The following is a 25,222-nucleotide window of genomic DNA, read 5'->3' as shown; positions in this document are numbered from 1 at the left end:
GCCGTGGCTCTTGGGAAAGAAGGGCCTTAGCCGCTCCATCTGCGCCTCGCTCAGCCAGAAAAAATTGCCCATCGGTCAGTTCTCCTTGCGGAGCCTGAAACACGCCAAAGGCACGAAATCAATGGGTCTGGAGCCTAGCCTTTCCCCGGTTTCCCGACGAACAGGGCCGCCACGCCCCGCGCCGCCGCACCTTCGCCTCACCGGCCCCGCTTTTCTTGCGCGCATATCTCGCCTAACCTCTGGCACAAAGGAAAGGCCAGACGATGAGCAGCTACGAATACACCGTCATCCCCGCACCGGGGCGCGCAGAAAAATCGAAAGGCGCCAAGGCCGGGATCGAACGCTTTGCCGCCACGCTCGGCGACGTGCTGAACACGATGGCCCGCGACGGCTGGGAATATGTCCGGGCCGAGGTGCTGCCGGCCGAGGAACGCTCGGGCCTGACCAGCCGCACGACCATCTATCACAACCTCCTGATCTTCCGCCGCCCGACGGGGCCGGTGCCGCTCCGCGAACCCACCCCGGCCGCCGCCAACGCCGCGCCCGAGGCTCCGCCCGCCGCTCCGGCCCCGGTGACCGCGCCGGCGCCCGAGCCTGCGATGCAGGAACGTCCCGCTCAGGTGGTGGTCGATCTTCCGGCCGATGCGCCGGTCCGCGCGCCCTTCAGCCAGCCGATGCGGTCGAATGCGCGCCCCACGCCCGCCCGCGTCACCGAACCGCCGCTCAGCGCCCCCGAAATTTCCGCACCAGCGGGCCCCCGGCTCGGCCCGGCCAGCCGCTGACGGCTTCACTGTTTCCGAAATACCCCGGGGTGAGCCCCCGGCACGGGGGCGAGGGGCAGCGCCCCTCCCTCCGTCACCAATGCGGCGGACGCTGATCGGCCAGGGGAATCGTCCCGCCCTCGGCTTCGCGCTCGGCCTCCCGCTCCATCAGCATGTCGAGGCGTCGCATGATGCGCGCGATCTCGCCTTCCTGCCGCGCGACGATGCCGGACAGGTCCTCCGCGATGCGCGTCAGATGCGCCACCGCTTCCTCGAGCCGCTCGGTTCTCTCCAGCGCCTGCTTGTCCATGCATCCTCCATCCGTTAGACCCCCGCATGGAAAAGCCCGAGGCGTACCATGGCGAAAGATCAGAAAAAGCAACCCCGACCCAAGGCAGAGACGCCCAAGGGGTTCCGCGACTATTTCGGCGCGGATGTGACCGAGCGCAAGCAGATGCTCGACCACATCGCCGAGGTCTATCATCGTTACGGCTTCGAGCCACTGGAAACCAGCGCGGTCGAGACCGTCGAGGCGCTGGGGAAATTCCTGCCCGATGTGGACCGCCCCAATGCCGGCGTCTTCGCCTGGCAGGAGGCCGAAGTCCCGGGCGGCGGGGCAGGCGACTGGCTCGCGCTGCGCTATGACCTGACCGCACCGCTCGCCCGCGTCGCGGCGCAATTCCGAAACGACCTGCCATCCCCCTATCGCCGCTATGCGATGGGCCCGGTCTGGCGCAACGAGAAACCCGGTCCCGGCCGTTTCCGCCAGTTCTACCAATGCGACGCCGATACGGTGGGCAGCGCCTCGGTCGCGGCCGATGCCGAGATCTGCGGGATGCTCGCGGCGGCGCTCGAACATGCCGGCATCCAGCGCGGCGATTATCTGATCCGCATCAACAACCGCAAGGTTCTGAACGGCATCCTCGAGGCGATGGGGGTCGAGCCGGGCAAGCCTGCGGATGACGTCCTGCGCACCATCGACAAGTTCGACAAGGTCGGCGAGGCAGGCGTGCGCCAGCTCCTGACCACCGGCCGCAAGGACGAATCCGGGGCCGAGATCGAGGGCGTCGGCCTCTCGCCCGAACAGGCCGATCCGGTCATCGCCTTCCTGACCTCGAAGGGCGCGGACAATGCCGCGACGCTTTCGAACCTGCGCGCGGCGGTGGGGGCATCCGCGACCGGCGCCGAGGGCGTCGAGGAACTGGCGCAGATCTCGGACATGCTCGCCGCGATGGGCGTGGGCGAGGATCGGGCAGTCATCGACCCCTCGATCGTGCGCGGCCTTGGCTATTACACCGGCCCGGTCTTCGAGGCCGAGCTGACCTTCGAGATCCTCGACGAAAAGGGCCGCAAGCGGCAATTCGGAAGCGTCGCCGGCGGCGGGCGCTATGACGGGCTGGTCGAACGCTTCACCGGCCAGAAGGTGCCCGCGACCGGCGTTTCGATCGGCGTCGACCGCCTCCTGGCCGCGCTCCGCGCCAAGGGCCTGATGGGCGGCGAGGATCAGGGCCCCGTCGTCGTCACCGTCATGGACCGCGACCGGATGCCCGACTATTACGCCATGGCGGCCGAACTCCGCGCCGCCGGCATCCGGGCCGAGGTCTATCTGGGTAACCCCAAGAATTTCGGCAACCAGCTCAAATATGCCGACAAGCGCAACTCGCCCATCGCCATCATCCAGGGCGGCGACGAGGCGGCGCGCGGCGTGGTTCAGGTCAAGGATCTGGTCCTTGGCGCGAAAATCGCGGCTGAGGCCAGCCACGAGGAATGGAAGGCCCAGCCCGCCCAGACCGAGGTGGCGCGCGGCGACCTCGTCGCCGAAGTCCGGCGTATCCTCGGATGAGCAAGCGCGAGAAACAGGCAATTGGCCAGCGGATCCTCAGCGCCTTCCGCGAGGCGGGGGCCGAGGAGGTCGCGCCCGACATCCTGCTGCCGGCCGAGACGCTTCTGGACCTTTATGGCGAGGACATCCGCGCCCGCGCCTATGTCACCCAGGATCCGATCCGGGGCGAGGTGGTGCTGCGTCCCGATTTCACGGTTCCCGTCGTCCAGATGCATATGGAGAACGGCGCCGAGCCGGCGCGCTATTGCTATCTGGGCGAGGTCTTCCGCAAGCAGGACCACGGTGAAACCCAGCCCGAGCATCCGCGCGACAACGAATATCTTCAGGCCGGGTTCGAGCTTTTCGCCCGCGATCCCGATGCCGATGCCGAGGTCTTCGCGCTTTTCCACCGCATCCTCGCGCCCCTGAACCTTCAGGCGAGCATGGGCGACATGGACCTGCTGATGGATGCGGTGCGCGCGCTGCCGCTTTCGGGCGCGCGCCGCGCGGCGCTTCTCCACCATATCTGGCGGCCGAAACGCTTCACCCGGCTGCTGCGGCGCTTCAGCGCCCCCGCAGCCGCCCGCGATTTCGAACCAACGGAAGCACCGTGGACCGGGCTTCGCTCGCGGGACGAGATGCAGGCGCGGCTCGACCGGCTGCGCGCCGATGCCGCCGAGGTTCCGCTGGCCCCGCAATGGGTCGATCGTCTCGACCGGCTCTTCGCCGTCAATGCCGCCGCGCCCGAGGCTCTGGCGGAACTGCGCCGGCTCGCGGCCGAGATCCCCGACATCACCGAGGCCGTCGACCGGCTGGAACGCAACCTTGCCGACCTGTCCCGTCGCGGCGTCGATGTCGCTTCCATCCGTTTCGACGCGAGCCACGGCCGCCACACGATGGAATATTACGACGGGATGACTTTCAGCTTTGCCGCGCCGGGCAGGGCGGACTGGCCCCCGGTCGCCTCAGGCGGGCGCTATGACGCGCTGGCCGCGATGCTTGGCCAATCGCGCGGCCGCTCGATCCCGGCGGTGGGCGGCATCATCCGCCCCGGCCTGATCCACGAACTCGGGGGGCTCCAATGATCCGGCTCGGCGTGCCGTCCAAGGGACGGCTCATGGAGCAATGCTTCGAATGGTTCGCCGAACGCGGCGTGCGCCTCTCGCGCGCGGGGTCGGAACGGGAATATGCGGGTTCGGTCGAGGGCGCGGGCGATGTCGCGCTGGTCCTGCTCTCGGCGGGCGAGATCCCGCGCGAACTCAAATCCGGGCGCATCCATCTGGGCGTCACCGGCACCGACCTGATCCGCGAAAAGCTCTCGGGCTGGCGGAGCCATGTCGAGGAAGTGGTTCCGATGGGCTTCGGCCATGCCGACCTGATCCTCGCGGTGCCGGCCTGCTGGATCGATTGCGACGACCTTGACGACCTTGCCACCATCGCGCGGGACTTCCGGGCCGAGCATGGCTTCCGCTTGCGCATCGCGACCAAGTATCACCGGCTGGTCCGGGCCTGGCTCTCGGAGGCGGAAGTGGCCGATTATCAACTCGTCGACAGCCAGGGTGCGACCGAGGGGACGGTGGCCAATCTGACCGCCGATGCGATCGCCGACATCACCTCCTCGGGCGAGACGCTGCGCGCCAATCACCTGAAGATCATCGGAGGGGAGCCGATCCTGCGTTCGCAGGCGACGCTCTTGCGTTCGATCGCGGCTGGGGACGAGGACGAGGTGCGGGCCTTCATCCGGCAATTGGGGTTCTAGAAACCCGCCGCCGCCTTGCGACGTTGGGCTTGTCTCAGAATGGGAGAAAGTCCATGCGCCTGCCGATCCTTCTGGCAGTTCTTGCCGCCAGCCCCGCCTATGCCTCTTCCGAGGACGCGTGGGAGGAGTTCCGCGCCGCTGTCGAGACCGCCTGCACCGCGCTTGCCCCCGCGGAAGGGGAAACCGCGATCGAGGTGAATCCCTTCGGCTCGGAAAGCTACGGGGCGGCGCTGCTGATCACCACGCTGCCCGATGGTGGGGCCGATCGCTATGTCTGTATCTATGACAAGAAGGCCGGAAAGGCAGAGCTGACAGCGCCCTTCACCCCGCCGCAGGACGTCTCCATGCCAGCAGCCGAAGCCTCCGGCAATGTGGCACCGGAAACGACGACGAAGACGGATTCGCATTTGGTGAAACCCTGAGGGCGATGCCGGTTGCGCCGTCGCGAATGGGTATTTGAAAAACGGTGAATGGGCGGGCTATTCGCCCAATCCCACCAGAGCGCGGGCGAAATCGCGGGCGTCGAACGCGTCGAGATCGTCGATCTGTTCTCCGACGCCGATCGCGTGGATGGGCAGGCCAAATCGGTCGGCGAGCGCGACGAGGACGCCGCCCCGCGCGGTGCCGTCAAGCTTCGTCATCACGAGGCCGGAGACATCGGCCAGTTTCTGGAAGGTCTCGACCTGGTTCAGCGCGTTCTGACCGGTCGTCGCATCGAGGACCAGAAGCGTGTTATGGGGCGCCGAAGGGTCGCGCTTGCGGATGACGCGAACGATCTTCGCCAGCTCTTCCATGAGATCCTGGCGGTTCTGCAGGCGGCCGGCGGTGTCGATCATCAGAAGATCGGCGCCCTCGGCCTCGGCCCGGGCCATGGCGTCGAAAGCGAGGCTCGCCGGATCAGAGCCCTCGGGCGCGGTCATGACCGGCACCCCGGCGCGCTGGCCCCAGATCTGCAACTGCTCGACCGCGGCGGCGCGGAACGTGTCGCCGGCGGCAATCACCACGCGCTTGCCTGCCGACTTGAACTGGCTGGCGAGCTTGCCGATCGTCGTCGTCTTGCCCGCGCCATTGACGCCGACGACCAGCACGACCTGCGGGCGCTTGGGATAGAGGGGCAGGGGTTTTGCAACCGGTGTCATGATCCGCGCGATCTCGTCCGCAAGCAGTTCCTTCAACTCCGTTGCCGAGACGCGGCGGCCCATCCGGCCCTCGGCAAGATTGGCGGTGACGCGCAGCGATGTCTCGACCCCCATATCGGCCTGGATCAGCATCTCCTCGAGATCTTCCAGCATCGCGTCGTCCAGTTCGCGGCGCGGCTCGTCACTGCCGCCGCGACCGAATAACCGGCCCAGCATCCCGGGGCGCAGAGCAGGATCAGGCGTCGCCGGAGCCTCGGGCTGAGGCTCAGGGGCGGCTGGCGCGGCAGGGGCAGGGCGAGTTACCTCCTCCCCGGCCGTCGTCCCCCCCTCCGCGACGATATCGTTCAACCCCTCGTCGATCTTCGACGAGGACCGCGTCAGCCGGTCGCGCAGCTTCGAGAAAAACGACATGCACCCATCCTTCATTCTTTGGCGCAGAACCTAGGGCTTATCGCCCCAAAGGAAAAGGGCGCCCGGTGGACGCCCCCTCTTCACTGTTTCGGAAAATACCCCGGGGTGTGGGGCAGAGCCCCACGAACCGCGCAATCAGGCCTTGCCGAGGTAGATGTCGACCAGCTTGTTCAGCATCTCCAGCGCATCCTCGCGCGAACGCTGGAAGCTGTTGCGGCCGATGATCGAGCCATTGCCGCCGCCATCGCGGATCGCGCGGGCGTCGTCATAGACGGCATCCGCACCCTTGGCCGCGCCACCCGAGAAGACGACGATGCGGCGACCGTTGAACGACGCCTGCATGCAATGCTCGACACGCTTCGCCTGGGTCGAGATGTCGATCTTCTTCTCCTCATAGACCTTCTTCGCTTCGGGCAGCATCAGGTGGTCGGTCGAGAGTTTGATCTTGATGATATGAGCGCCGATCAGGGCCGCGATCTGGGCGGCATAGGCTGCGATGTCGATCGCGGTCTCGCCGTCCTTGGTGATCGCCTCGCCGCGCGGATAGGACCAGATGACGGTCGCGACGCCCTTGGCGGCGGCTTCCTTGCGCATCTCGACGATCTCTTCGAACATGTCGAGCGCCATGTCCGAACCCGGATAGATGGTGAAGCCGATCGCGGCGCAGCCAAGGCGCAGCGCGTCATCGACCGAGGCGGTGATGGCCTGGTTCTTGCCGGCGGTGTCCGACATCAGCGAATTGGCCGAGTTCACCTTGAGGATGGTCGGGATCTGGCCGGCAAAGGTGTCGGCGCCTGCCTCGATCATGCCCAAGGGCGCGGCATAGGCGTTCAGGCCCGCGTCGATCGCCAGTTGGTAGTGGTAATGGGGGTCATAGCCCGCCGGGTTCGGAGCGAAGCTGCGCGCCGGACCGTGCTCGAAGCCCTGGTCCACGGGCAGGATGATCATCTTGCCGGTACCCGCAAGCTTGCCGGTCATCAGCATGCGCGCCAGTTGCGCTTTCACGCCGGGGGTCTCGCCTTCGTAATTGGCGAGGATCTTGCGGACAGTATCGGTCATCTGCATCTGAAACTCCAATCCAGTTCGGGCGTGACTTAACAAAACCACCAGCAAGGGCAATTCGGATTGCGCTAACACGTCCCTGACTTTTCAGTGCCTAAGCGGAGAACCTTACAGTTGGGAGAAATTGTGCCGATTGGGACGGCAATAGCGGAACCGGTTCGGCGGAAAGGCGTTTCCGGTGATGGCATCAAGGTGTGGAAAGACCCATGGCCAATGAAGACCCCGACAGCATTCCCGACCAGTTCCGGCACAACCGGCCGTTCTTTCTGGTATTCGCGCTGGCTTTCGTGATCGCGGCAGGGACATTCATGTATATCCTGTTCCGCGATACCGAGGCGCGCGACATCGAACGCAACCTGCCCGTCGCGGCGGCCCCCGCGACGAGCTAGGCGGGAATGAAAAAGGGGGCCTCGCGGCCCCCTCGATCCCGTCGCGATCAGCGCTTTTGCAGCGCCGCGACGCCGGGCAGTTCTTTGCCTTCCATCCATTCGAGGAAAGCGCCGCCCGCCGTCGAGATGAAGGTGAAGTCGCCCGAGACGCCCGCCTTGTTCAGCGCCGCCACCGTATCACCGCCACCCGCGACCGAGATCAGCTTGGCCTCGCGGGTCAGCTTCGCGGCCTCGCGCGCGGCGTCATTGGTCGCGGTATCGAAGGGCGCGATCTCGAAGGCGCCGAGCGGGCCGTTCCAGATCAGCGTGCGCGACTGGCCGAAGACCTCGCAGATCTTCTCGACCGTGGCGGGACCGGCATCGAGGATCATCGCATCGGGCGGGCAGGCATCGGCGGCGACGGTCTCGTTCTCGGCCCCGGCCTTGAACTCGCGCGCGACGACGACGTCGACCGGCAGATGGATGGTGCAGCCCGCGCCGCTGGCCTTGGCCATGATCTCGCGCGCGGTGTCGGCCATGTCGCGTTCGGCCAGCGACTTGCCGACCTCGATCCCTTGAGCGACCAGGAAGGTATTCGCCATGCCGCCGCCGATGATCAGATGGTCGACCTTGCTGATGAGATTGCCGAGCAGGTCGAGCTTGGTCGAGACCTTGGCCCCGCCGACCACTGCCGTGACCGGGCGCTGCGGGTTGCCGAGGGCGGCGTCGAGGGCCTTCAGTTCGGCCTCCATCAGGCGACCGGCCGCGGCGGGCAGCAGCCGCGCGATGCCCTCGGTCGAGGCATGGGCGCGATGCGCGGCCGAGAAGGCGTCATTCACATAGGCTTGCCCCAGCGCCGCAATCGAGGCGGCGAAGGTCGGGTCGTTCGCTTCCTCGCCCGGATAGAAGCGGGTGTTCTCGAGCAGCAGCACATCGCCGGGCTTGAGGTCGGCGACCGCGCGCTTGGCGACGCCGCCGATGGCTTCCTCGGAGAATTTCACCGGCTGGCCCAAAGCCTTTTCCAGCGCCGGCAGCACGACCTTCAGGCTCATGCTTTCGACGCGCTGGCCTTTCGGGCGGTCGAAATGGGCCAGCAGGACCGGGATCCCGCCCTTGGCCTGGATGTCCTTGATCGTGGGGACGATCTTTTCGATCCGGGTCGCATCGGTCACCACGCCATTCTCGACGGGGACGTTCAGGTCCACGCGGGTCAGGACCACCTTGCCGTCAAGGTCGAGGTCGTCGATCGTGTTGAAATCCGTCATGCTTGTCCCTTTCATTGCTCCGTTCGCGCAGCCGTGGGCGTTGTCACGCAACTTGACATTTTCGTCAACCTGCACCGGCGGTGGACCGCTGGGCAATGGTGGCGTTGAACGAACCGGCCGAAATGCTTATGCCTTTTCCCGAGCCATCAGAAGGAGACCCCCCATGGCCGAGATCAAGGATCCGGAAAACACGGTGATCATCGAGCTGAAGGACGGCCCGGTCGTGATCGAACTGCTGTCTGACGTCGCCCCGAAGCATGTCGAGCGGATGAAGGAACTGGCCCGCGCCGGAAAATACGACAATGTCGCCTTCCACCGCGTGATCGAGGGCTTCATGGCCCAGACCGGCGATGTCGAGCATGCCAACATGGAAAACAACTACAATCCGGGCCGTGCCGGCACGGGCGGTTCGGACCTGCCGGATCTTCCGGCCGAGTTCTCGCGCCTGCCGCATGACCGCGGCACGCTGGGCGCGGCGCGGTCGATGAACCCGAACTCGGCCAACAGCCAGTTCTTCATCAACTTCAAGGACAACCATTTCCTGAACGGTCAATACACGGTCTATGGCCGCGTGATCGAGGGCATGGAGCATGTCGACAAGATCGCCCGGGGCGAGCCGCCGGCGAATCCCGACCGCATGATCTCGGTCAAGGTGGCGGCTGATGTTCAGTAAGGTTCTGGTTCCGGCGCTTCTGCTTGCCGCAGGCGCCGCCCATGCCGAGGGCCTGCCGGGCGTCAGCGACGGTCCCGGCCCGAATCTGGTGATCGAGGTCGCGGATGCGACCGGCGCCGCCAAGGGCAAGATCGTGCTGGACCTTTACACCGACAAGGCTCCGAAGCATGTCGAGCGGCTGGTGACGCTGGCGAAATCCGGCACCTATGACGGTGTGGTCTTCCACCGCGTCATCGACGGTTTCATGGCCCAGACTGGCGACGTGGAATTCGGCAAGCACGGCGCGGATACGGCGCGCGCCGGCATGGGCGGCTCGTCCATGCCGGACCTCGCGGCCGAGTTCAACGATGTGAGCTTCCAGCGCGGCACGGTCGGCATGGCCCGCGCGCAGGATCCGAACAGCGCCAACAGCCAGTTCTTCATCGACCTCGCCCCGGCCGAGTTCCTCGACGGGCAATATACCGTCGTGGGCCAGCTGGTCGAAGGCTGGGAGGTGCTGAACGCGATCAAGAAGGGCGACCCCGCCGCCAACGGTTCGGTGGTCGAGCCGGACTACATGGTCAAGGTGACCGTGCAGGAGTGATCCTGCCGCCCCCGCGAAATCTGGGAAGCCCCGCCCGCGCGGGGCTTCTTGCTTGCAGCAGAGGAATGCCCATGACCACGCTTTACGTCGATGCAGATGCCTGCCCGGTCAAGGCCGAGGCCGAGCGCGTCGCCACCCGGCTGCGCCTGCCGATGGTGCTGGTCTGCAATGGCGGGTTGCGCCCGTCCCCAAATCCTTTCGTCTCGCTGGTGATCGTCCCCGAAGGCCCGGATGTCGCCGACAAGTGGATCGCCGAGCATTGCGGGCCGGGCGATGTGGTGGTGACGACCGACATTCCGCTGGCCGATCGCTGCCTGAAGGCCGGCGCGCAGGTCGTCCAGCCGAATGGCGAAGTGCTGACGCTGGCGAATATCGGCGGGCGCCTTGCCACGCGCGACCTGATGCAGGACATCCGCGCGGCGGATCCCTTCCATCAGGGCAAAGGCGGCGGCTTCACCAAGGCGGACCGCGCGCAGTTCCTGCAATCCCTCGACCGTGTGATGGTGGCGGCACAGCGCATCGGCTGAACCTGCGCAGGTTATGGACAGCGTGGCCCGAACATGGTCTGTCGGGCCATGAACCAGCGCCGCCTCGCCCCTTATCTGGCCACCGCCCTCATCATCGCCGCCGCCGCGGCGTGGCTGCTCTGGATCGGGCGAGAGCCGATCTGCAAATGCGGCTACGTCAAGCTCTGGCATGGCGAGACGATGAGTTCCGAGAACTCGCAGCATCTCACCGACTGCTATACGCCCTCGCATATCATCCACGGCATCCTGTTCTATGCCGGGCTGTGGCTGGTGGCGCGGCGGCTGCCCTTCGGCTGGCGGCTGGCGATTGCCACGCTGGTTGAGGCGGCATGGGAGATCGTCGAGAATTCCGATGCCGTGATCGAGCGCTATCGCGCGGTGACGATCTCGCTGGATTACTTCGGCGACAGCGTGATCAACTCGGTCTCGGACATTCTGGCGATGGTGCTGGGCTTCTTCCTCGCCTCGCGCCTGCCGATCTGGGCCTCGGTCGCGATCGTGGTCGGGTTCGAGCTGCTCACGACATGGCTGATCCGCGACGGGCTCACGCTGAACGTGCTGATGCTGGTCTGGCCGCTCGACGCCGTGCGCGACTGGCAGGCCGCGCTGGGGCAATAGGTTCAGGCGCGGGTAAAGCGCAGCATTCCCGCGATCCCCGAGGGGCCGTCCGAGGGGTGGTGGACCCCGTCGGTCACGACGACCTCGGCAAAGTCGAAGGGGCTTTTCCCCTCGATACAGGCGACATTGATGCCGAATTGCGTCGGATCGGAGCGGCGCTGGTGATGCGTGTAGATGCCGCAGGTCCGGCAGAAATAATGCTTCGCCGCCCCGGTGTTGAACTGATAGAGCGAAAGGTTCTCCTCGCCCGCGGTGATCTCCAGATCGCCGATGCGCGCGGTGACGGCGACCGCGCCGCGCATGGCGCAGAACGAACAGTCGCAGCGGCGCGCCGTGTTGAAGCCGTCCGCCAGCCGCACGCGGAAACGCACGGCCCCGCAATGGCACGCGGCATCGAGCGGGGCGTTATCGTCAGTCATCTTGCGGTCCTTCCATGAGGAAAAGGCCGGGGGATCGCCCCGGCCTTCCGATCATCCGATCTGCACCATGCGGTGCTTCTTCTTGCCGACCGAGACCTTCAGCCCGTCCCCGATCAGCCCCGCATCGACGGCAAGCTGCGGATCGCTGACGGCTTCGTTGTTGAGCCGCAGCCCACCCTCGGCGATCAGGCGCTTGGCCTCTTTCCCCGAAGGCGCGATGCCGGTCTGAACCAGAAGCTGCACGACCGACAGACCCGCGCCAAGCGCATCGGCGCTGATCGTCGCGACCTCCAGATCGCCACCGGCGCCGCCCTGCTCGAAGACCTCGCGGGCGGTCGCCTCGGCGCTGGCGGCGGCTTCCGCGCCGTGCAGCAGCGTCGTGACCTCATTCGCGAGGATGATCTTGGCCGCGTTGATCTCGGACCCCTGCAGCGCGCCCAGACGGTCGCATTCATCCACCGGCAGATCGGTATAGAGCTTCAGGAACCGCCCGACATCGGCATCGGTCGAGTTGCGCCAGAACTGCCAGAACTCATAGGGAGAAAGCATCGCGCCGTTCAGCCAGACCGCGCCGCCCGCCGACTTGCCCATCTTGCGCCCGTCCGAGGTGGTCAGCAGCGGCGAGGTCAGGCCCCAGATCTCGCTGTCGAGAACCCGCCGGGTCAGGTCGATGCCGTTGACGATATTGCCCCATTGGTCCGAGCCGCCCATCTGCAACCGGCAGTCGTAGCGGCGGTAGAGTTCGAGGAAGTCGTAGGCCTGCAGGATCATGTAGTTGAACTCAAGGAAGCTCAACGATTGCTCGCGATCCAGCCGGGACTTCACCGATTCAAACGACAGCATCCGGTTGACCGAGAAATGCCGCCCGATGTCGCGCAGGAAATCGAGGTAGTTCAGGTTGTCGAGCCATTCGGCATTGTTGAGCATCTTCGCCTTGCCCTCGCCGTAATCGAGGTAGCGGGCAAAGACCTGTCCCATCCCGTCGATATTCGACTGGATGGCATCCGGGGTCAGCAGCGGGCGTTCCTCGCTGCGGAAGCTGGGGTCGCCCACCTTGGTCGTGCCGCCGCCCATCAGCGTGATCGGGCGGTTACCGGTCTTCTGGAACCAGCGCAGCATCATGATGTTCAGGAGGTGCCCGACATGCAGGCTGGCTGCGGTCGCGTCATAACCGATATATGCCGTGATCGGTCCGTTGATCAGCGCCTCGTCCAGCGCCTGCAGGTCAGTGCAGTCCGCCAGATAGCCGCGCTCGATCATGACATGGAGAAAGTCCGATTTGGCATGGTAGGTCATGAGCTTTTCCTTTCGAATGGCGCGGATATACCGGGCAATGGGGCAAAGGGAAAGCGATGACAGCGGACGGAACCATTCGCGCATTGGGGATGATGTCGGGAACCTCGCTGGACGGGGTGGATGCCGCGATGATCGAAACCGATGGCAGCCGCATCGCGGATTTCGGCCGCAGCGCCTATCGCGCCTATTCCGGCAATGAATCGGCGATGCTTCATGCCGCGCTGGGGCAATGGCCCGGCGGGCCGGACGTGGCCGAGGCGGCGGAGCTTTCGGTCGCGGCCCATGCCGCGCTGGCCGAAACCTTCCCCGAGGCGGAACTGGTCGGCTATCACGGCCAGACGCTGGCCCATGACCCGCAGGGGCGGGGCACGCATCAGGCCGGCGACGGCGCGGCGCTGGCGCAAAGGCTGGGGCGGCCGGTGGTCTGGGATTTCCGGTCCGAGGATGTGCGGCAAGGGGGCGAGGGCGCGCCGCTTGCGCCCTTCTTCCATTGGGCCTGCGCCGAATGGGCGATAGGGCAGGGGTTTCTGCCACCCGAGCCGGTGGCCTTCCTGAACCTCGGCGGGGTCGGAAACCTCACCTGGGTCGATCCCGCAGCCAGCGCGCCCGAAGCGCACGGCGCGTGCATCGCCTTTGACACCGGCCCCGCCAATGCGCCGCTGAACGACCTGATGCGGCTTCGTCGCGGCAGCGTCCGCGACGAGGGCGGCGCGCTGGCCTTGCAGGGGCAGCCGGACGAGGGGGTGCTGGCGCGTTACCTCGCCCATCCGCATTTCGCGCGGCCGGTGCCGAAATCCTTGGATCGCGATGCCTTCCCCGGCCTGCTGACCGAGGTCGCGGCGCTGGGCGACGCCGGTGCCGCCGCGACGCTGACCCATGCCGCCGCCGCTGCGGTGGCTGCGGGCATCGCGCTTTTGCCGGCCCTGCCGGCGCGGGTTCTGGTCTGCGGCGGTGGGCGGCACAACCGGGCGATGATGGATGCGCTGGCGCATCGCCTGCCGGTTCCGGTGGCGGCGGTCGAGGAGGCCGGGCTTGATGGCGACATGCTGGAGGCGCAGGCCTTCGGCTGGCTCGCCGTGCGGGTGCTGCGCGGGCTTCCGACCTCGGGGCCGGGCACGACCGGGGCACCGGGGCCGGTCTGCGGCGGACGGATCAGCCATCCCCGCCTTCGTTTTTAGCGGGCGGCTGGAAGAGGATTTGCGGCAATCCCTTGTTGATCCTACTTTTTCGTGATCGGAATTACTGAAGTTGTCGCGGAACGATGACGGAATTCGCGGCGTTTCAATGCCATCGGACGGCAAGGGCCGTTCCCCAGAAACGACAACCGGAAAGGACATCGTCCATGAAACCTCTTGTCATCGCCGCGACTGCGCTTGCCCTCGTCGCACCGGCCTATGCGCAGACCACCCCCGCCGAGACCGAGCAGCCGCCTGCCGCGACCGCCCCCGCCGCTCCATCGGCCGAGGAAGCTGCCGACATGGCTGAGAGCGCGGCCGAAAGCGCCGCTGAAGCGGCCGAGACCGCTGCCGACGAGGCCGGGGCCGCCGCCGCCGATGCCGCGGGTGACGCGGCCGCTGCCGCGGATACCGCCGCCGATGCCGCGGCAACCGCCGCCGACGATGCGGCGACCGCCGCGCAGGGCATGTCCGAGGACGCGGCCGAAGAAGCGGCCGACGCGGCGGACAGCGCCGAATCCGCCGCCTCGAGCGCGGCTGACGCCGCCGCCGATGCCGCCGGGAAGGCCCCGGTCGCGCCGCCGGACGTCAATCCGCCGATGATCTCGGAAGCGGATCCGGGGGTCCTCGGCTCATGGGTGACGAGCCGCCGGATCTGGACCACGAACGAGCCGTCCTCGACCGAGTGGAGCCAGCCCGAGTCGCTGGAGGAGCGCCCGGCCGAGTGGCAGGACATCGCCAAGGTCAACGATATCGTGCTGGACGATTCGGGGCAGGTCGTGGGCTATATCGCCGATATCGGCGGCTTCCTTGGCATCGGGGCCAAGAAGGTGCTGCTGGGCGTCGATGCGATCCACATGATTTCGGTCGGAAACGACACCTTCTTCGCCACCAACTACACCAAGGAAGAATTGCAGGCCCTGCCGGATTTCGACGAGAAGACCGTCCGCAGGTAATGCCCGCACGGGTCGGATCAGCGAATGCGGGGGGTGCCGGGAGGCGCCCCCTTTTTCCTGCCGGAGGGAATTTCGCGCGGGCGTGATTTTTCCTGAAACTTGCCCTTGACGCGCCACTCCCCCATGCGTAAACCGCCCGCACTCCAGAGGCGATCTGGGGAAAGTGTTCTGCGCGGTTGTAGCTCAGTTGGTTAGAGTACCGGCCTGTCACGCCGGGGGTCGCGGGTTCGAGCCCCGTCAACCGCGCCATCATCCTTTTCAATTCATCTTTGTGAAGCCTCCCGCCCGGCGGGCGCGATGGTGATTCCGGCGCTGTCGCATGGGTATTTATGAAACGGTGAAACGCTGCCGGATCGCGCCGGGGGCGGACCGCAGGGGGCTTTTCATCGGGACGCAATTCCCTATGCTGACCCAGAACGAAGGGGGAAGGCCAATGGCGCGTGGAATAGATTACGGCGGGATGATGCATCGGGCCATGCAACGGCTGATTGCTGATGTCCTGCAGGCCGTGGCTGATGAAGGGCTTCCGGGCGATCATCATTTCTTCATCACCTTCGATACGCGCGATTCGGATGTCGAGATGGCGGACTGGCTGCGCGAGCGTTATCCCGAGGAGATGACGATCGTGATCCAGCACTGGTTCGACAATCTGGAGATTCGGCCGGACGGTTTCGCGATCACGCTGAATTTCGGCAATTCGCCCGAGCCGCTTTATGTCCCCTTCGACGCCGTCCGCACCTTTGTCGACCCTTCCGTCGAGTTCGGCCTGCGCTTCGAGAACCAGCCCGATTCCGATGAGGATGACGAGGAAGAGGACGAGGAGGACGGGATCGAGGATGACGACGGCGGCGACGATGCCCCGAAGGGCGGCGCCGAGGTCGTCAGCCTCGACAAGTGGCGCAAATAGGGGCGTCACGCCCCTGTCACGCAGGAATAATAGAGGCGGTGTCGCGCAATAGCCGGAGGCCGCCTTGTCCGATCTGTCGCTGTTCCTCTCGCAGTTCCTTCGCCGTCCATCCGAAATCCGCGCCGTAGCGCCCACCGGCCGCGCCACCGCCCGCGAAATGGCCCGGCTGGTCATGCCCGGCATGGAGGCCGTGGCCGAAATCGGCGCCGGCACCGGCACGATCACCGAGGCGATCCTTGGCCGTGGATTGCCCCCCGAGCGGCTGGAGCTTTACGAGCTGAACGCCGCCTTCTGCGACAGGTTGCGCCAGCGGTTTCCACGCGCGCGGGTGCATAATCTGTCCGCGCAGGAGATGGTCAATGTCGGTCGCCGGGATCTGGATGCCGTGATCTCGGGCGTGCCGACCCTGCCGATGCCCGACGCGCTGCAATCGGCGATCGTCGGTGCGGCGCTGGCGATGATGAAGCCGGGCGCGCCCTTCGTGCAGATCACCTATGGCCCCGTCGCGCCCCTCTCTGAGGCGGTTCGGGCGCAGTTCGGGCTTGGCCATGTCAGGAGTCGGCGGATCTGGGCGAACCTGCCGCCGGCGCGGGTCTATGTGTTCCGGCAGGAGCCGTGACTGCTGCGGCATACATTCGCATACCATTTGCGAATCCGACGCCGCGGCGATAGAACCCCCGCAAAACCGCGAGGGAATATGACATGACCAATACCCGCACCGAGACCGACAGCTTCGGCCCGCTGGAAGTTCCTGCCGACAAGTACTGGGGCGCGCAGACCCAGCGTTCGATCATGAACTTCCCGATCGGCTGGGAAAAGCAGCCCGTCCCGATGATCCGCGCGCTTGGCATCATCAAGCAGGCGGCGGCACAGGTGAACATGGCGACCGGCAATCTGGACGCCACGATCGGCAAGGCGATGGTCGAGGCGGCCTCGGAAGTCGCGGCCGGCAAGTTCGACGACAACTTCCCGCTGGTGGTCTGGCAGACCGGCTCGGGCACCCAGTCGAACATGAACGCGAACGAGGTCATCTCGAACCGCGCCATCGAGATTCTGGGCGGCGTCATGGGCTCGAAGAAGCCGGTCCATCCGAATGACCATGTGAACATGGGCCAGTCCTCGAACGACACCTTCCCGACCGCGATGCATGTGGCGATCGCCATGCAGGCGCGCGACGTGCTGCTGCCGGGGCTGGAGAAGCTGCGCGCGGCGCTGGCCGCGAAAGCGGAAGAGTTCAAGGATATCATCAAGATCGGCCGCACCCATACGCAGGATGCGACGCCGCTGACCTTGGGTCAGGAATTCGGCGGCTATGCCCATCAGGTCCAGAAGGGCATCGAGCGCGTCAACCTGGCGCTGGCGGATATCTATGAGTTGGCGCAGGGCGGCACCGCCGTCGGCACCGGGCTGAACACCAAGAAGGGCTGGGACACGGCGATTGCGGCCGAGATCGCCAAGATCTCGGGCCTGCCTTTCGTCACTGCGCCCAACAAGTTCGAGGCGCTGGCCGCGCATGACGCGATGGTCTTCTTCTCGGGCGCGCTGAAAACCGTGGCGGCCTCGCTCTTCAAGATCGCCAATGACATGCGGCTGCTGGGCTCGGGCCCGCGCTCGGGTCTGGGCGAGCTGATCCTGCCGGAGAACGAGCCGGGCTCCTCGATCATGCCGGGCAAGGTGAACCCGACGCAGGCCGAGGCGCTGACCATGGTTTGCGCCCATGTCATGGGGAACGACGCGGCCGTGGGCTTTGCCGGTTCTCAGGGTCATTTCGAGCTGAACGTCTATAACCCGATGATGTCCTATAACGTGCTGCAATCCATGCAGCTTCTGGGCGATGCCGCGGGTTCCTTCACCGACAACATGGTCGTCGGCACGCAGGCGAACCTGCCCCGCATCGACAAGCTGATGAAGGAATCGCTGATGCTGGTCACGGCGCTGGCGCCGACCATCGGCTATGATAACGCGACCAAGGTGGCCAAGACCGCGCATAAGAACGGCACCACGCTGCGCGAGGAGGCGATTGCGCTTGGCTTCGTCGATGGCGAGACCTTCGACCGCGTCGTCCGCCCCGAGCAGATGGTCGGGCCGGAGGACTGATTTGACCGGCAACGGGAAAATCATCAATCTGCGGGCGGCGCGCAAAAGCGCCGCCCGTGACGCCGCCCGCAGGCAGGGCGACGAAAACGCGGCGAAATTCGGCCGCAGCAAGGCCCAGAAGCAGGTCGAGGAGACCGACCGCGACCGGGCCGCGCGGCATCTGGACCAGCACCGGCGCGAGGATGGCGATGCCTGATTTGCCCGCGATGTCGCCTCCGGTGAAAAGATCCGTCACCATTGGCGGGCATCGCACCTCGGTCAGTCTCGAGGATGCCTTCTGGCGGGAATTACGCAACATTGCGCGGGCGCGCGAGGAAACCGTCGCCGCGCTGATTGCCGTCATCGACAGCAAGCGGCCCCCGGAGGTCGGTCTGGCCACCGCCTTGCGGCTTTATGTCCTCTCCGAGGTGCTCCGGCGCGGGGCCGATCGGGCGTAGTGCTTGCGGCGGCGGGGCTGGATGACTAAAAGCCAGCAACAATCCGCAGCAGATATGGGTAGAACCATGGCAGGCCATTCCAAATGGGCCAACATCCAGCACCGGAAGGGCAAGCAGGACAAGCTCCGCTCCAAGCTGTTCTCGAAGCTGGCCAAAGAAATCACCGTCGCCGCGAAGATGGGCGATCCCGATCCCGACAAGAACCCGCGCCTGCGCCTTGCGGTGAAGGAAGCCAAGTCGAGCTCGGTCCCGAAGGACGTGATCGACCGTGCGATCAAGAAATCGCAGGGCGGCGATGCCGAGAACTATGACGAGATCCGCTATGAGGGCTATGGCCCGAATGGCATCGCGATCATCGTCGAGGCGATGACCGACAACCGCAACCGCACCGCCTCGAACGTGCGCAGCTATTTCGCCAAGCATGGCGGCGATCTGGGCCAGACCGGCTCGGTCAGCTTCATGTTCGACCGCAAGGGCGAGATCATGTATGCGGCGAGCGCCGGCGACGCGGATACGGTGATGATGGCCGCGCTGGAAGCCGGCGCCGAGGATGTCGAGAGCGACGAGGACGGCCACTGGATCTATACGTCGGACACCGATCTGGCAGAGGTTTCGAGCGCGCTGGAAGCGAGCCTGGGCGAGTCCGAGCACGCGAAGCTGATCTGGAAGCCGCAGGCTCCGACCGAGATCGACCTCGAGACCGCCACGAAGCTGATGAAGCTGCTGGATGCGCTGGAGGAAGATGACGACGTCCAGAACGTCACCGGGAATTTCGACATTCCCGAGGATGTCGCAGCCCAGCTTTGATATTCCGCCTCCGGCGGGGGTATTTGGGAAACAGTGAAATCAGGGTCGCAGTTCTGCTGCGGCCCTTTTTCTTATCGCCGCGGTCAGCGGTGCGAGCGCCGGGCGCAGGGCGCGCTGGACATGCCAGAAGAGCGGGACGTCGAGGGGCAGGGGATCGAGAAGGGCGAGCCGGCCGGAAGCGATGGCGGGGCTGGCCATCACCTCGGGGATCATGCCCCAGCCGAGACCCAGTTCGACGACCCGCGCGAAGGGTTCGGAGGCCGGGACGCGATGGCCGTGGAGATGCAGGCGCCGGCCTGTGAGCATGGCCGCCCAGCGGGACTGGGCGGCGTCCTTGCTGTTGAAGATGACGGCGGGCGCGGCCTCGAGTGCTGCGGCGTCGAGGCCCGTGGCGAAATGGCGGTGCAGAAATTCCGGCGTGGCGCAGGCGAGGTAGCGCATGTGTCCGAGCGGCAATACGTCCGAGCCCGGCACCGCGGCGCGGTCGGAGGAGATCGCGGCCGAGACCTCGCCCTTGCCCAGCCAGTCGCGGGCATGGTCCTGGTCATCGACGACGAGATCGAAGATCGCGTCGAGCGCGGTCATCGCCGGGGGAAACCATGTCGCGAGGCTGTCGGCATTCACAGCGATGCGCAGGATGGCGGGCGGGGCATCCGCTGTCCCGTCGAGATTGCGTTCGAGGAGCCGCACCTGATCGAGATGCTGCATCAGGCGCATGCCGCGCGGCGTGCCCTGGGCCGGGGGGCCGCGATGGATCAGCACCTCTCCCATGCGCTCCTCGAGGCCCTTGATCCGCTGGGAGATGGCGGAGGGGGTAACGCCGAGCGCGGCCGCAGCCGCCTCGAAAGAGCCGCGGCGGATGATTTCGGACAGGGCGGCGAGGGCAGGATAGTCGAGCATAAGGATAACTTAATCTGGATCAGATTTATGAATTTGCCTTAATCATGGCGGTTGTTGCAAGAAGCATCCCGCAAGGAGATGTTGAGAATGCAAAGCTATATGGCGGGTTTGGGAACCGGGTTGTCGCTGATCGTCGCGATCGGGGCGCAGAATGCGTTCGTGCTGAAGCAGGGGCTGATCGGGCGGCATGTCTTTGCCACCTGCGCCTTCTGCGCGTTGTCGGATGCGCTGCTGATCACCCTAGGCGTGGCCGGGGCGGGGACGATCGCGCTGCATGCGCCGGGGTTTCTGGCGGCGATGCGCTGGGGCGGCGTGATCTTCCTGCTGGTCTATGGCGCGCGCGCCATGCGGCAGGCTTTGCGCGGCGGATCTGCGCTCGAGGCCGGGGCGGGTGCCACGGGCCTTGCCGCGACGCTCGCTGTCATTGCGGCGTTGACCTGGCTCAACCCCCATGTCTGGCTGGATACGGTCGTCCTCCTCGGCGCGATCTCGACCGGGTTCGAGAACAAGGCGGGCTTCGCCGCGGGGGCGATCAGCGGTTCGGTCCTGTTCTTCTTCGGCCTTGGCTATGGCGCGCGCCTGCTGGCTCCGGTCTTTGCGCGGCCCATCGCCTGGCGGGTGCTGGACGTGGCTGTGGCGCTGGTGATGTGGTCGATCGCTCTTGGCCTTGTCCTCAACGGGTGAAGGCTTGCGCCGGGCAAGGCAAATCGTCATGTCTAGGGCATGATCTCTGTCGCGACCTCGACCCGCCGTGACCTGACCGGCATTTTCTGGATGCTCGTCACCGGCCTTTGCTTCGTGGCGGTGAACGGCACCGTGCGCTGGCTGGGGCAAGCATTGCCGGCGGCGGAGGGGGCGTTCATCCGTTTCGCCATCGGCCTCGTCTTTCTGTTGCCTGCGCTGGTGCCGGCGCTGCGGCGCGGGTTCTCGCCTCGGATCTGGGGGCTTTTCGCGATGCGGGGGGCGCTGCATACCGTGGCGGTGATCCTGTGGTTCTTCGCCATGGCCCGGATCACTGTGGCCGAGGTGACGGCGATCGGCTTCATGAATCCGATCGTGGTGACGGTGGGGGCGGCGCTGCTGTTGGGTGAGCGGATCTCGTGGCGGCGCGCGACGGCCATCCTTTTCGCGCTGCTGGGGGCGATGATCGTGCTGCGCCCCGGCCTGCGCGTGCTGGAGCCGGGGCATCTCGCGCAGCTTGGCGCCTCGGTCACCTTTGGGGCCTCTTATCTTGTCGCGAAGCGCCTGTCGGACGAGGTGCCGGCCAGCGTGGTGGTGGCGATGATGTCGCTGACGGTCTGTATCGGGCTGGCGCCCTTTGCGGCGATGAACTGGGTCGCGCCGAGCCTTGGGCAATGCGCGGTCTTGGCCTGCACGGCGCTTTTCGCGACGGCGGGGCATTATACGATGACGCGGGCCTTCGCGGCCGCGCCCCTGACGGTGACGCAGCCCGTGGTTTTCCTGCAGCTGATCTGGGCCAGCCTGCTGGGCGCGCTGGTCTTTGCCGAGCCGATCGACATCTGGGTGCTGATCGGCGGCGCGGTGATGATCGGGGCGATCTGCTATATCACCTGGCGCGAGTCGCGGTTGCGGCGGGGCCTTGTCACCCCGCCGCCTGACGCCCTGAAGGACGGCTAGAACAGGTTCCGCCCGCTGCGTCGCGGCGGCTCAAGCCCGATGTCGCGCAGCAGATGGTCGGAGAGTCCCGATACCGGCGGAGGGCGGTTCTTTCCCCGCCGCAGCGCCGCACGCAGCAGCGCGAAGCTGACCCGCAGCAGGCCGTGATCCTCGATCAGTTCGTTCAGTGGTGCGCGGAGATCCCGCGCCGGACGCAGTGAAATGGTACGCATTGGAGGATGTCCGCCGCCCGCGAATGCGGAACGGCCCCTATGTTGGAAAAGGATAAGGTGATGACGCGACCCGCCGCGCGTCAGCGCGGTCGGCAGGCGTCACGGATGATCGGTGAAATGCCCGCTCGGGCGGTTCAGATCGCGTTCCGGTCCTGACGCCAGTTGCGTCGATGGCGTCGAACGACGCCGGAATGGGCGGCCGGAATGGCGGTGATGTCGGTCATGCCAGTGCCCTTTCCTGTTGAGGGTTCGAAACAGGGGATTGATAGGCAGGGATCCTGATTCGAAGCAAGCCCGTTTCGCATCGGGGGCGAAACGGGCCAGCATGCGTGGCGCGGCGGATCAGACCTCGGACGCGCCGCCGCGTGGTCCCTGCGAGATAAGGCGCTGCATGATGCTTTGCTGGGTGACGCGCCCGCCGCCGGCGAGGGGCAGGATCTCGGCCCCGGTCTCGGTCATGATGCGCATGACCTCGCGGATCGGCATTTCGCGGTCGATGGGCGTGCCGGGGGCGCCTTCGGCTTCGGCCATGTCCTCGGCGGTCAGGACGCCCAAAGGGTTCATGTGGGTCACGAAATCCTCGACATAGGCATTGGCCGGATTGGCGATGATCTCGCGCGCGGTGCCGATCTGGACGATGCGCCCGCCCTCCATCAGGGCGATGCGGTTGCCGATGCGGAACGCCTCGTCGAGGTCATGGCTGACGAAGATGATCGTGCGCTTGGCCGCCTTCTGAAGCTCCAGCAATTCATCCTGAAGCCGGTTGCGGATCAGCGGGTCCAAAGCCGAGAAGGGTTCGTCCATCAGGAGGATCGGCGCCTCGGTCGCGAAGGCGCGGGCAAGACCGACGCGCTGCTGCATCCCGCCCGAGAGGTCGCCGACCTTGCGATCCGCCCAGTCGGCAAGGCCCACGGTCTCAAGCTGCGCCTCGACCCGCCTTTCACGCTCGGCTGCGGGAATGCCGGCGAGTTCGAGGCCAAGCCCGACATTCTCGCGCACCGTCCGCCAGGGCAGCAGCCCGAATTGCTGGAAGACCATCGCGACGCGGCTGCGGCGCAGGCGGCGCAGCTCGGCCTCGCCGGCTTTGGTGACCGAGGCCATGTGGTCGCCGTCCCAGATCCTGACCTCGCCCCGGCAAACCGCGTTGAGGCCGTTCACCGCGCGCAAGAGGGTCGATTTGCCCGAGCCGGAGAGGCCCATCAGCACCAGGATCTCGCCCTCGCGTACCGAGAGCGAGCAGTTATGGACCCCCAGAACCTGCCCGGTCTCGGCCTTGATCGCGGCGCGGGCCTGCCCCTTGTCCATCAGGGGCAGCGCGGCCTCGGGATCGTCCCCGAAGACGATGTTCACATTGTCGAATTCGACGGCAATCCGGTCAGTCATCGTGTTTCCCCACCCGCAGCATCCGGTCGAGCATGATGGCCACCACCACGATGATGAAGCCGCTTTCGAAGCCAAGCGCGGTGTTGACGCTGTTCAGCGCCCGCACCACCGGGACGCCAAGCCCCGAGGCGCCGACCAGCGCCGCGATGACGACCATCGAGAGCGACAGCATGATGGTCTGGTTCAGCCCCGCCATGATCTGCGGCGTGGCCGAGGGCAGTTCGACCTTCCACAAAAGCTGGCGCGGGGTGGCGCCAAAGGCGGTCGCGGCCTCGACCAGCGCCTTGGGGGCCGAGCTGATGCCAAGATGCGTGAGGCGGATCGGCGCAGGCAGGACGAAGATCACGGTGGCGATCAGTCCCGGCACGACGCCGATCCCGAAGAACACGATGGCCGGGATCAGATAGACGAAGGTGGGCAAGGTCTGCATCAGGTCGAGGACGGGCCGCATCCAGGCATAGAGCCGGGGGCGGTGCGCCGCCGCGATGCCGATGGGCACGCCGATCGCCATGCAGACCACGCAGGCGGCCAGAACCAGCGTCAGCGATTGCATCGTCTCGTCCCAGTAGCCCTGGTTCAGGATGAAGAGGAAGCCGAGCCCGATCAGCAGGCAGGTCTTGACGCTGCGCTGAAGCGCCCAGGTCAGCGCCACCATCAGCAGCGTGAAGATCAGGGGATGGGGAAATTCCAGAATGCCGAGGATGCCGTTGATGAGCCAGTCGAGGCCCTTGGAGATCGCGTTGAACACGAATGCGGCATGGGCGTTCAGCCAGTCGAAGATGGCTTTCGCGGTCTTGCCGACCGGGATCTTGGTCCCGGTCAAAAGCTCGGTCAGTTGGTCCATGCGTCCTTTTCTTTCTGCCGTTCGGGATGCCCGGCCGTCCGCAGGAGCCATTGCTCACGCAGGGCGGGGGAACGTCGGTTCGGCGCAAAGGCCGGGCCCCGGCAAAGGTGGATCAAGGCGCCAGAAGCGCAATGGGGAACGGGCAGAGGTGTCACCATCTGCCCGCCCGTCCTCACTCCGAAAGCGCCTTGTCGAGCGCGGCTGCGGCATCGCCGCCATCGAAGGTGGTGACGCCCTCCAGCCAGGGCTTCGCGGCCTCGGGATTGGCCTTGAGCCACTCTTTCGCGGCATCGGCCGGATCAGCGCCGTCGTTCAGGATCTTGCCCATGACCTCGTTTTCCATCGTCAGCGTGAATTCGAGGTTCTGGAGGAACTTGCCGATATTCGGGCATTCCGTCGCAAGGCCCGTCCGCACGTTGGTATCGACGCGCGCGCCGCCGAAATCGGGGCCGAAGATGTCGTCGCCGCCAGCCAGATAGGTCATCTTGAACTGGGTGTTCATCGGATGGGGCTCCCAGCCGAGGAAGACGACAGGCTGGCCCGCGCCATCCGCCCGGGCGACCTGCGCCAGCATCCCTTGTTCCGAGCTTTCGACGATCTCGAAGGTGCCGAGGTCGAACTTGTTGTCCGCGACCATCTCCAGCAGCAGGCGGTTGCCGTCATTGCCGGGTTCGATCCCGTAAATCTTGCCGTCGAGCGCATCCTTTTGCGCGGCGATCTTGGCGAAGTCGTCGATGCCGAGCTTGGCGCCCGCCTCGTTGGTGGCGAGGGTGTATTTCGCGCCGGTCAGGTTCGTGCGCAGCGTCTCGACTGTGCCCGAGTCGCGATAGGGTTTGATGTCGGCTTCCTGGCTGGGCATCCAGTTGCCGAGGAAGATGTCGACATCGCCCTTGGCCATCGCGGTATAGGTCACCGGCAGCGACAGGATCTTGGTCTCGGTCTGGTAGCCGAGCGCCTGCAGCACGGTCGAGGCCAGAGCGGTCGTCGAGGTGATGTCGGTCCAGCCCACATCGGAAAAGACCTGACTGCGGCATTCGGCAGGTTCCGCCGCGAATGCGGCCCCGGCACCCGAAATCGTCGCAACGCAACCGGCGGCGAGGATTGCGGCTGTGCGGCAAAATGTCATCTTAACTTCTCCCTGAATCTTGTCCGTTTGCCCTAGT

General features: G+C 66.0%; 31 protein-coding genes and 1 tRNA gene. 21 read left to right on the top strand and 11 right to left on the bottom strand.

Annotated elements, in window-relative coordinates:
* Positions 1–263 precede the first annotated feature (263 nt).
* A complete protein-coding gene (locus tag VNQ78_RS12770; protein ID WP_325690286.1) occupies positions 264–782 on the top strand; it encodes a DUF4177 domain-containing protein in 519 nt (172 codons plus the stop codon).
* Between the two features lie 73 nt (positions 783–855).
* On the opposite strand, the gene VNQ78_RS12765 is transcribed toward VNQ78_RS12770, so the two are convergent.
* Positions 856–1,071 carry a SlyX family protein gene (locus VNQ78_RS12765; protein WP_325690284.1) on the bottom strand — a complete coding sequence of 72 codons (216 nt, stop codon included), beginning with the start codon at positions 1,069–1,071 and terminating at the stop codon, positions 856–858.
* Positions 1,072–1,119: 48 nt separating this feature from the next.
* Here VNQ78_RS12765 and hisS point away from each other — a divergent pair, with 48 nt between their 5' ends.
* Genes hisS through VNQ78_RS12745 form a run of 4 tightly spaced genes read left to right on the top strand, consistent with a single transcriptional unit; the run spans position 1,120 to position 4,764 of the window.
* Positions 1,120–2,604, top strand: coding sequence for a histidine--tRNA ligase (gene hisS / locus VNQ78_RS12760; protein WP_325690282.1), 1,485 nt, complete (start codon positions 1,120–1,122; stop codon positions 2,602–2,604).
* Positions 2,601–3,668, top strand: coding sequence for an ATP phosphoribosyltransferase regulatory subunit (locus VNQ78_RS12755; protein ID WP_325690281.1), 1,068 nt, complete (start codon positions 2,601–2,603; stop codon positions 3,666–3,668). Before hisS ends, VNQ78_RS12755 begins: the two co-directional genes overlap by 4 nt.
* Positions 3,665–4,342 (top strand): ATP phosphoribosyltransferase, encoded by a 678-nt coding sequence (hisG, locus tag VNQ78_RS12750; protein ID WP_325690279.1) that lies wholly within the window; start codon positions 3,665–3,667, stop codon positions 4,340–4,342. Before VNQ78_RS12755 ends, hisG begins: the two co-directional genes overlap by 4 nt.
* 53 nt (positions 4,343–4,395) lie before the next feature.
* Positions 4,396–4,764 (top strand): hypothetical protein, encoded by a 369-nt coding sequence (locus VNQ78_RS12745; protein WP_325690277.1) that lies wholly within the window; start codon positions 4,396–4,398, stop codon positions 4,762–4,764.
* Positions 4,765–4,821: 57 nt separating this feature from the next.
* Here VNQ78_RS12745 and ftsY read toward each other — a convergent pair whose 3' ends face one another.
* On the bottom strand, positions 4,822–5,892 hold the full coding sequence (gene ftsY, locus VNQ78_RS12740) for a signal recognition particle-docking protein FtsY (RefSeq protein ID WP_325690275.1): 1,071 nt from the start codon (positions 5,890–5,892) through the stop codon (positions 4,822–4,824).
* 135 nt (positions 5,893–6,027) lie between these two features.
* On the bottom strand, positions 6,028–6,957 hold the full coding sequence (locus VNQ78_RS12735) for a class I fructose-bisphosphate aldolase (RefSeq protein WP_325690274.1): 930 nt from the start codon (positions 6,955–6,957) through the stop codon (positions 6,028–6,030).
* A 203-nt stretch (positions 6,958–7,160) separates the two neighbouring features.
* Between VNQ78_RS12735 and VNQ78_RS12730 the strand changes: the two genes are divergently transcribed.
* Entirely contained in the window at positions 7,161–7,343 is a 183-nt protein-coding gene (locus VNQ78_RS12730) for a hypothetical protein (protein WP_325690272.1), read from the top strand.
* Between the two features lie 47 nt (positions 7,344–7,390).
* Here VNQ78_RS12730 and VNQ78_RS12725 read toward each other — a convergent pair whose 3' ends face one another.
* Complete coding sequence (locus tag VNQ78_RS12725; protein ID WP_325690270.1) at positions 7,391–8,587, bottom strand: phosphoglycerate kinase; 1,197 nt, start codon at positions 8,585–8,587, stop codon at positions 7,391–7,393.
* Positions 8,588–8,750: 163 nt separating this feature from the next.
* Here VNQ78_RS12725 and VNQ78_RS12720 point away from each other — a divergent pair, with 163 nt between their 5' ends.
* From VNQ78_RS12720 to VNQ78_RS12705, 4 genes are all read left to right on the top strand, one after another.
* Positions 8,751–9,260 (top strand): peptidylprolyl isomerase, encoded by a 510-nt coding sequence (locus VNQ78_RS12720; RefSeq protein ID WP_325690268.1) that lies wholly within the window; start codon positions 8,751–8,753, stop codon positions 9,258–9,260.
* Positions 9,250–9,843 (top strand): peptidylprolyl isomerase, encoded by a 594-nt coding sequence (locus VNQ78_RS12715; RefSeq protein WP_325690266.1) that lies wholly within the window; start codon positions 9,250–9,252, stop codon positions 9,841–9,843. The genes VNQ78_RS12720 and VNQ78_RS12715 overlap by 11 nt, the downstream gene beginning before the upstream one ends.
* Before the next feature lie 71 nt (positions 9,844–9,914).
* Positions 9,915–10,370, top strand: a complete 456-nt coding sequence (locus VNQ78_RS12710) for a YaiI/YqxD family protein (RefSeq protein WP_325690264.1) — start codon at positions 9,915–9,917, stop codon at positions 10,368–10,370.
* Positions 10,371–10,418: 48 nt separating this feature from the next.
* Entirely contained in the window at positions 10,419–10,988 is a 570-nt protein-coding gene (locus tag VNQ78_RS12705) for a DUF2585 domain-containing protein (protein ID WP_325690262.1), read from the top strand.
* Between the two features lie 2 nt (positions 10,989–10,990).
* Here the strand turns inward: VNQ78_RS12705 and VNQ78_RS12700 are convergent, their stop codons facing one another.
* Both VNQ78_RS12700 and tyrS read right to left on the bottom strand, forming a co-directional pair.
* Positions 10,991–11,407: a GFA family protein gene (locus tag VNQ78_RS12700; RefSeq protein ID WP_325690260.1), complete on the bottom strand. Its 417-nt coding sequence runs from the start codon at positions 11,405–11,407 to the stop codon at positions 10,991–10,993.
* A gap of 51 nt (positions 11,408–11,458) precedes the next feature.
* A complete protein-coding gene (gene tyrS, locus VNQ78_RS12695) occupies positions 11,459–12,703 on the bottom strand; it encodes a tyrosine--tRNA ligase (RefSeq protein WP_325690258.1) in 1,245 nt (414 codons plus the stop codon).
* Positions 12,704–12,759: 56 nt separating this feature from the next.
* On the opposite strand from tyrS, the gene VNQ78_RS12690 reads away from it, so the two are divergent.
* The 9 genes from VNQ78_RS12690 to VNQ78_RS12650 all read left to right on the top strand — a co-directional run bounded on the left by VNQ78_RS12690 (position 12,760) and on the right by VNQ78_RS12650 (position 19,082).
* A complete protein-coding gene (locus VNQ78_RS12690; protein ID WP_325690257.1) occupies positions 12,760–13,881 on the top strand; it encodes an anhydro-N-acetylmuramic acid kinase in 1,122 nt (373 codons plus the stop codon).
* Between the two features lie 164 nt (positions 13,882–14,045).
* Positions 14,046–14,834 carry a PRC-barrel domain-containing protein gene (locus VNQ78_RS12685; RefSeq protein WP_325690255.1) on the top strand — a complete coding sequence of 263 codons (789 nt, stop codon included), beginning with the start codon at positions 14,046–14,048 and terminating at the stop codon, positions 14,832–14,834.
* Between the two features lie 172 nt (positions 14,835–15,006).
* Positions 15,007–15,083, top strand: a tRNA-Asp gene (locus tag VNQ78_RS12680).
* A 184-nt stretch (positions 15,084–15,267) separates the two neighbouring features.
* Positions 15,268–15,741, top strand: coding sequence for an SspB family protein (locus VNQ78_RS12675; protein ID WP_325690290.1), 474 nt, complete (start codon positions 15,268–15,270; stop codon positions 15,739–15,741).
* A gap of 64 nt (positions 15,742–15,805) precedes the next feature.
* Entirely contained in the window at positions 15,806–16,360 is a 555-nt protein-coding gene (locus tag VNQ78_RS12670) for a methyltransferase type 12 (protein WP_325690253.1), read from the top strand.
* A gap of 83 nt (positions 16,361–16,443) precedes the next feature.
* Positions 16,444–17,838, top strand: coding sequence for a class II fumarate hydratase (fumC, locus tag VNQ78_RS12665; protein ID WP_325690251.1), 1,395 nt, complete (start codon positions 16,444–16,446; stop codon positions 17,836–17,838).
* Position 17,839: 1 nt separating this feature from the next.
* Positions 17,840–18,034 carry a DUF4169 family protein gene (locus VNQ78_RS12660; RefSeq protein WP_325690249.1) on the top strand — a complete coding sequence of 65 codons (195 nt, stop codon included), beginning with the start codon at positions 17,840–17,842 and terminating at the stop codon, positions 18,032–18,034.
* A complete protein-coding gene (locus tag VNQ78_RS12655) occupies positions 18,027–18,275 on the top strand; it encodes a ribbon-helix-helix domain-containing protein (protein WP_325690247.1) in 249 nt (82 codons plus the stop codon). Before VNQ78_RS12660 ends, VNQ78_RS12655 begins: the two co-directional genes overlap by 8 nt.
* 66 nt (positions 18,276–18,341) lie before the next feature.
* Positions 18,342–19,082 (top strand): YebC/PmpR family DNA-binding transcriptional regulator, encoded by a 741-nt coding sequence (locus VNQ78_RS12650; RefSeq protein ID WP_325690245.1) that lies wholly within the window; start codon positions 18,342–18,344, stop codon positions 19,080–19,082.
* 39 nt (positions 19,083–19,121) lie between these two features.
* Here the strand turns inward: VNQ78_RS12650 and VNQ78_RS12645 are convergent, their stop codons facing one another.
* A complete protein-coding gene (locus VNQ78_RS12645; protein ID WP_325690243.1) occupies positions 19,122–19,982 on the bottom strand; it encodes a LysR family transcriptional regulator ArgP in 861 nt (286 codons plus the stop codon).
* Between the two features lie 87 nt (positions 19,983–20,069).
* Between VNQ78_RS12645 and VNQ78_RS12640 the strand changes: the two genes are divergently transcribed.
* Positions 20,070–20,666, top strand: coding sequence for a LysE/ArgO family amino acid transporter (locus VNQ78_RS12640; protein WP_325690241.1), 597 nt, complete (start codon positions 20,070–20,072; stop codon positions 20,664–20,666).
* A 39-nt stretch (positions 20,667–20,705) separates the two neighbouring features.
* Positions 20,706–21,620 (top strand): DMT family transporter, encoded by a 915-nt coding sequence (locus VNQ78_RS12635; protein WP_325690240.1) that lies wholly within the window; start codon positions 20,706–20,708, stop codon positions 21,618–21,620.
* Here VNQ78_RS12635 and VNQ78_RS12630 read toward each other — a convergent pair.
* From VNQ78_RS12630 to choX, 4 genes are all read right to left on the bottom strand, one after another.
* Positions 21,617–21,832, bottom strand: coding sequence for a hypothetical protein (locus tag VNQ78_RS12630; RefSeq protein ID WP_325690237.1), 216 nt, complete (start codon positions 21,830–21,832; stop codon positions 21,617–21,619). The two genes, VNQ78_RS12635 and VNQ78_RS12630, sit on opposite strands and share 4 nt — an antisense overlap.
* A 342-nt stretch (positions 21,833–22,174) precedes the next feature.
* Positions 22,175–23,215: a choline ABC transporter ATP-binding protein gene (gene choV / locus VNQ78_RS12625; RefSeq protein ID WP_325690235.1), complete on the bottom strand. Its 1,041-nt coding sequence runs from the start codon at positions 23,213–23,215 to the stop codon at positions 22,175–22,177.
* Positions 23,208–24,059, bottom strand: coding sequence for a choline ABC transporter permease subunit (gene choW, locus VNQ78_RS12620; protein WP_325690233.1), 852 nt, complete (start codon positions 24,057–24,059; stop codon positions 23,208–23,210). Before choW ends, choV begins: the two co-directional genes overlap by 8 nt.
* Positions 24,060–24,231: 172 nt before the next feature.
* Entirely contained in the window at positions 24,232–25,185 is a 954-nt protein-coding gene (gene choX, locus VNQ78_RS12615) for a choline ABC transporter substrate-binding protein (protein ID WP_325690231.1), read from the bottom strand.
* Between the last annotated feature and the right edge of the window lie 37 nt (positions 25,186–25,222).

The organism is Paracoccus sp. (in: a-proteobacteria) (assembly GCF_035556475.1).
In the GTDB taxonomy this organism is placed as follows: Bacteria; Pseudomonadota; Alphaproteobacteria; order Rhodobacterales; family Rhodobacteraceae; genus Paracoccus.
Note: the sequence above shows the minus strand (reverse complement) of the source record. Positions and strands in the feature narration are given on the sequence as shown.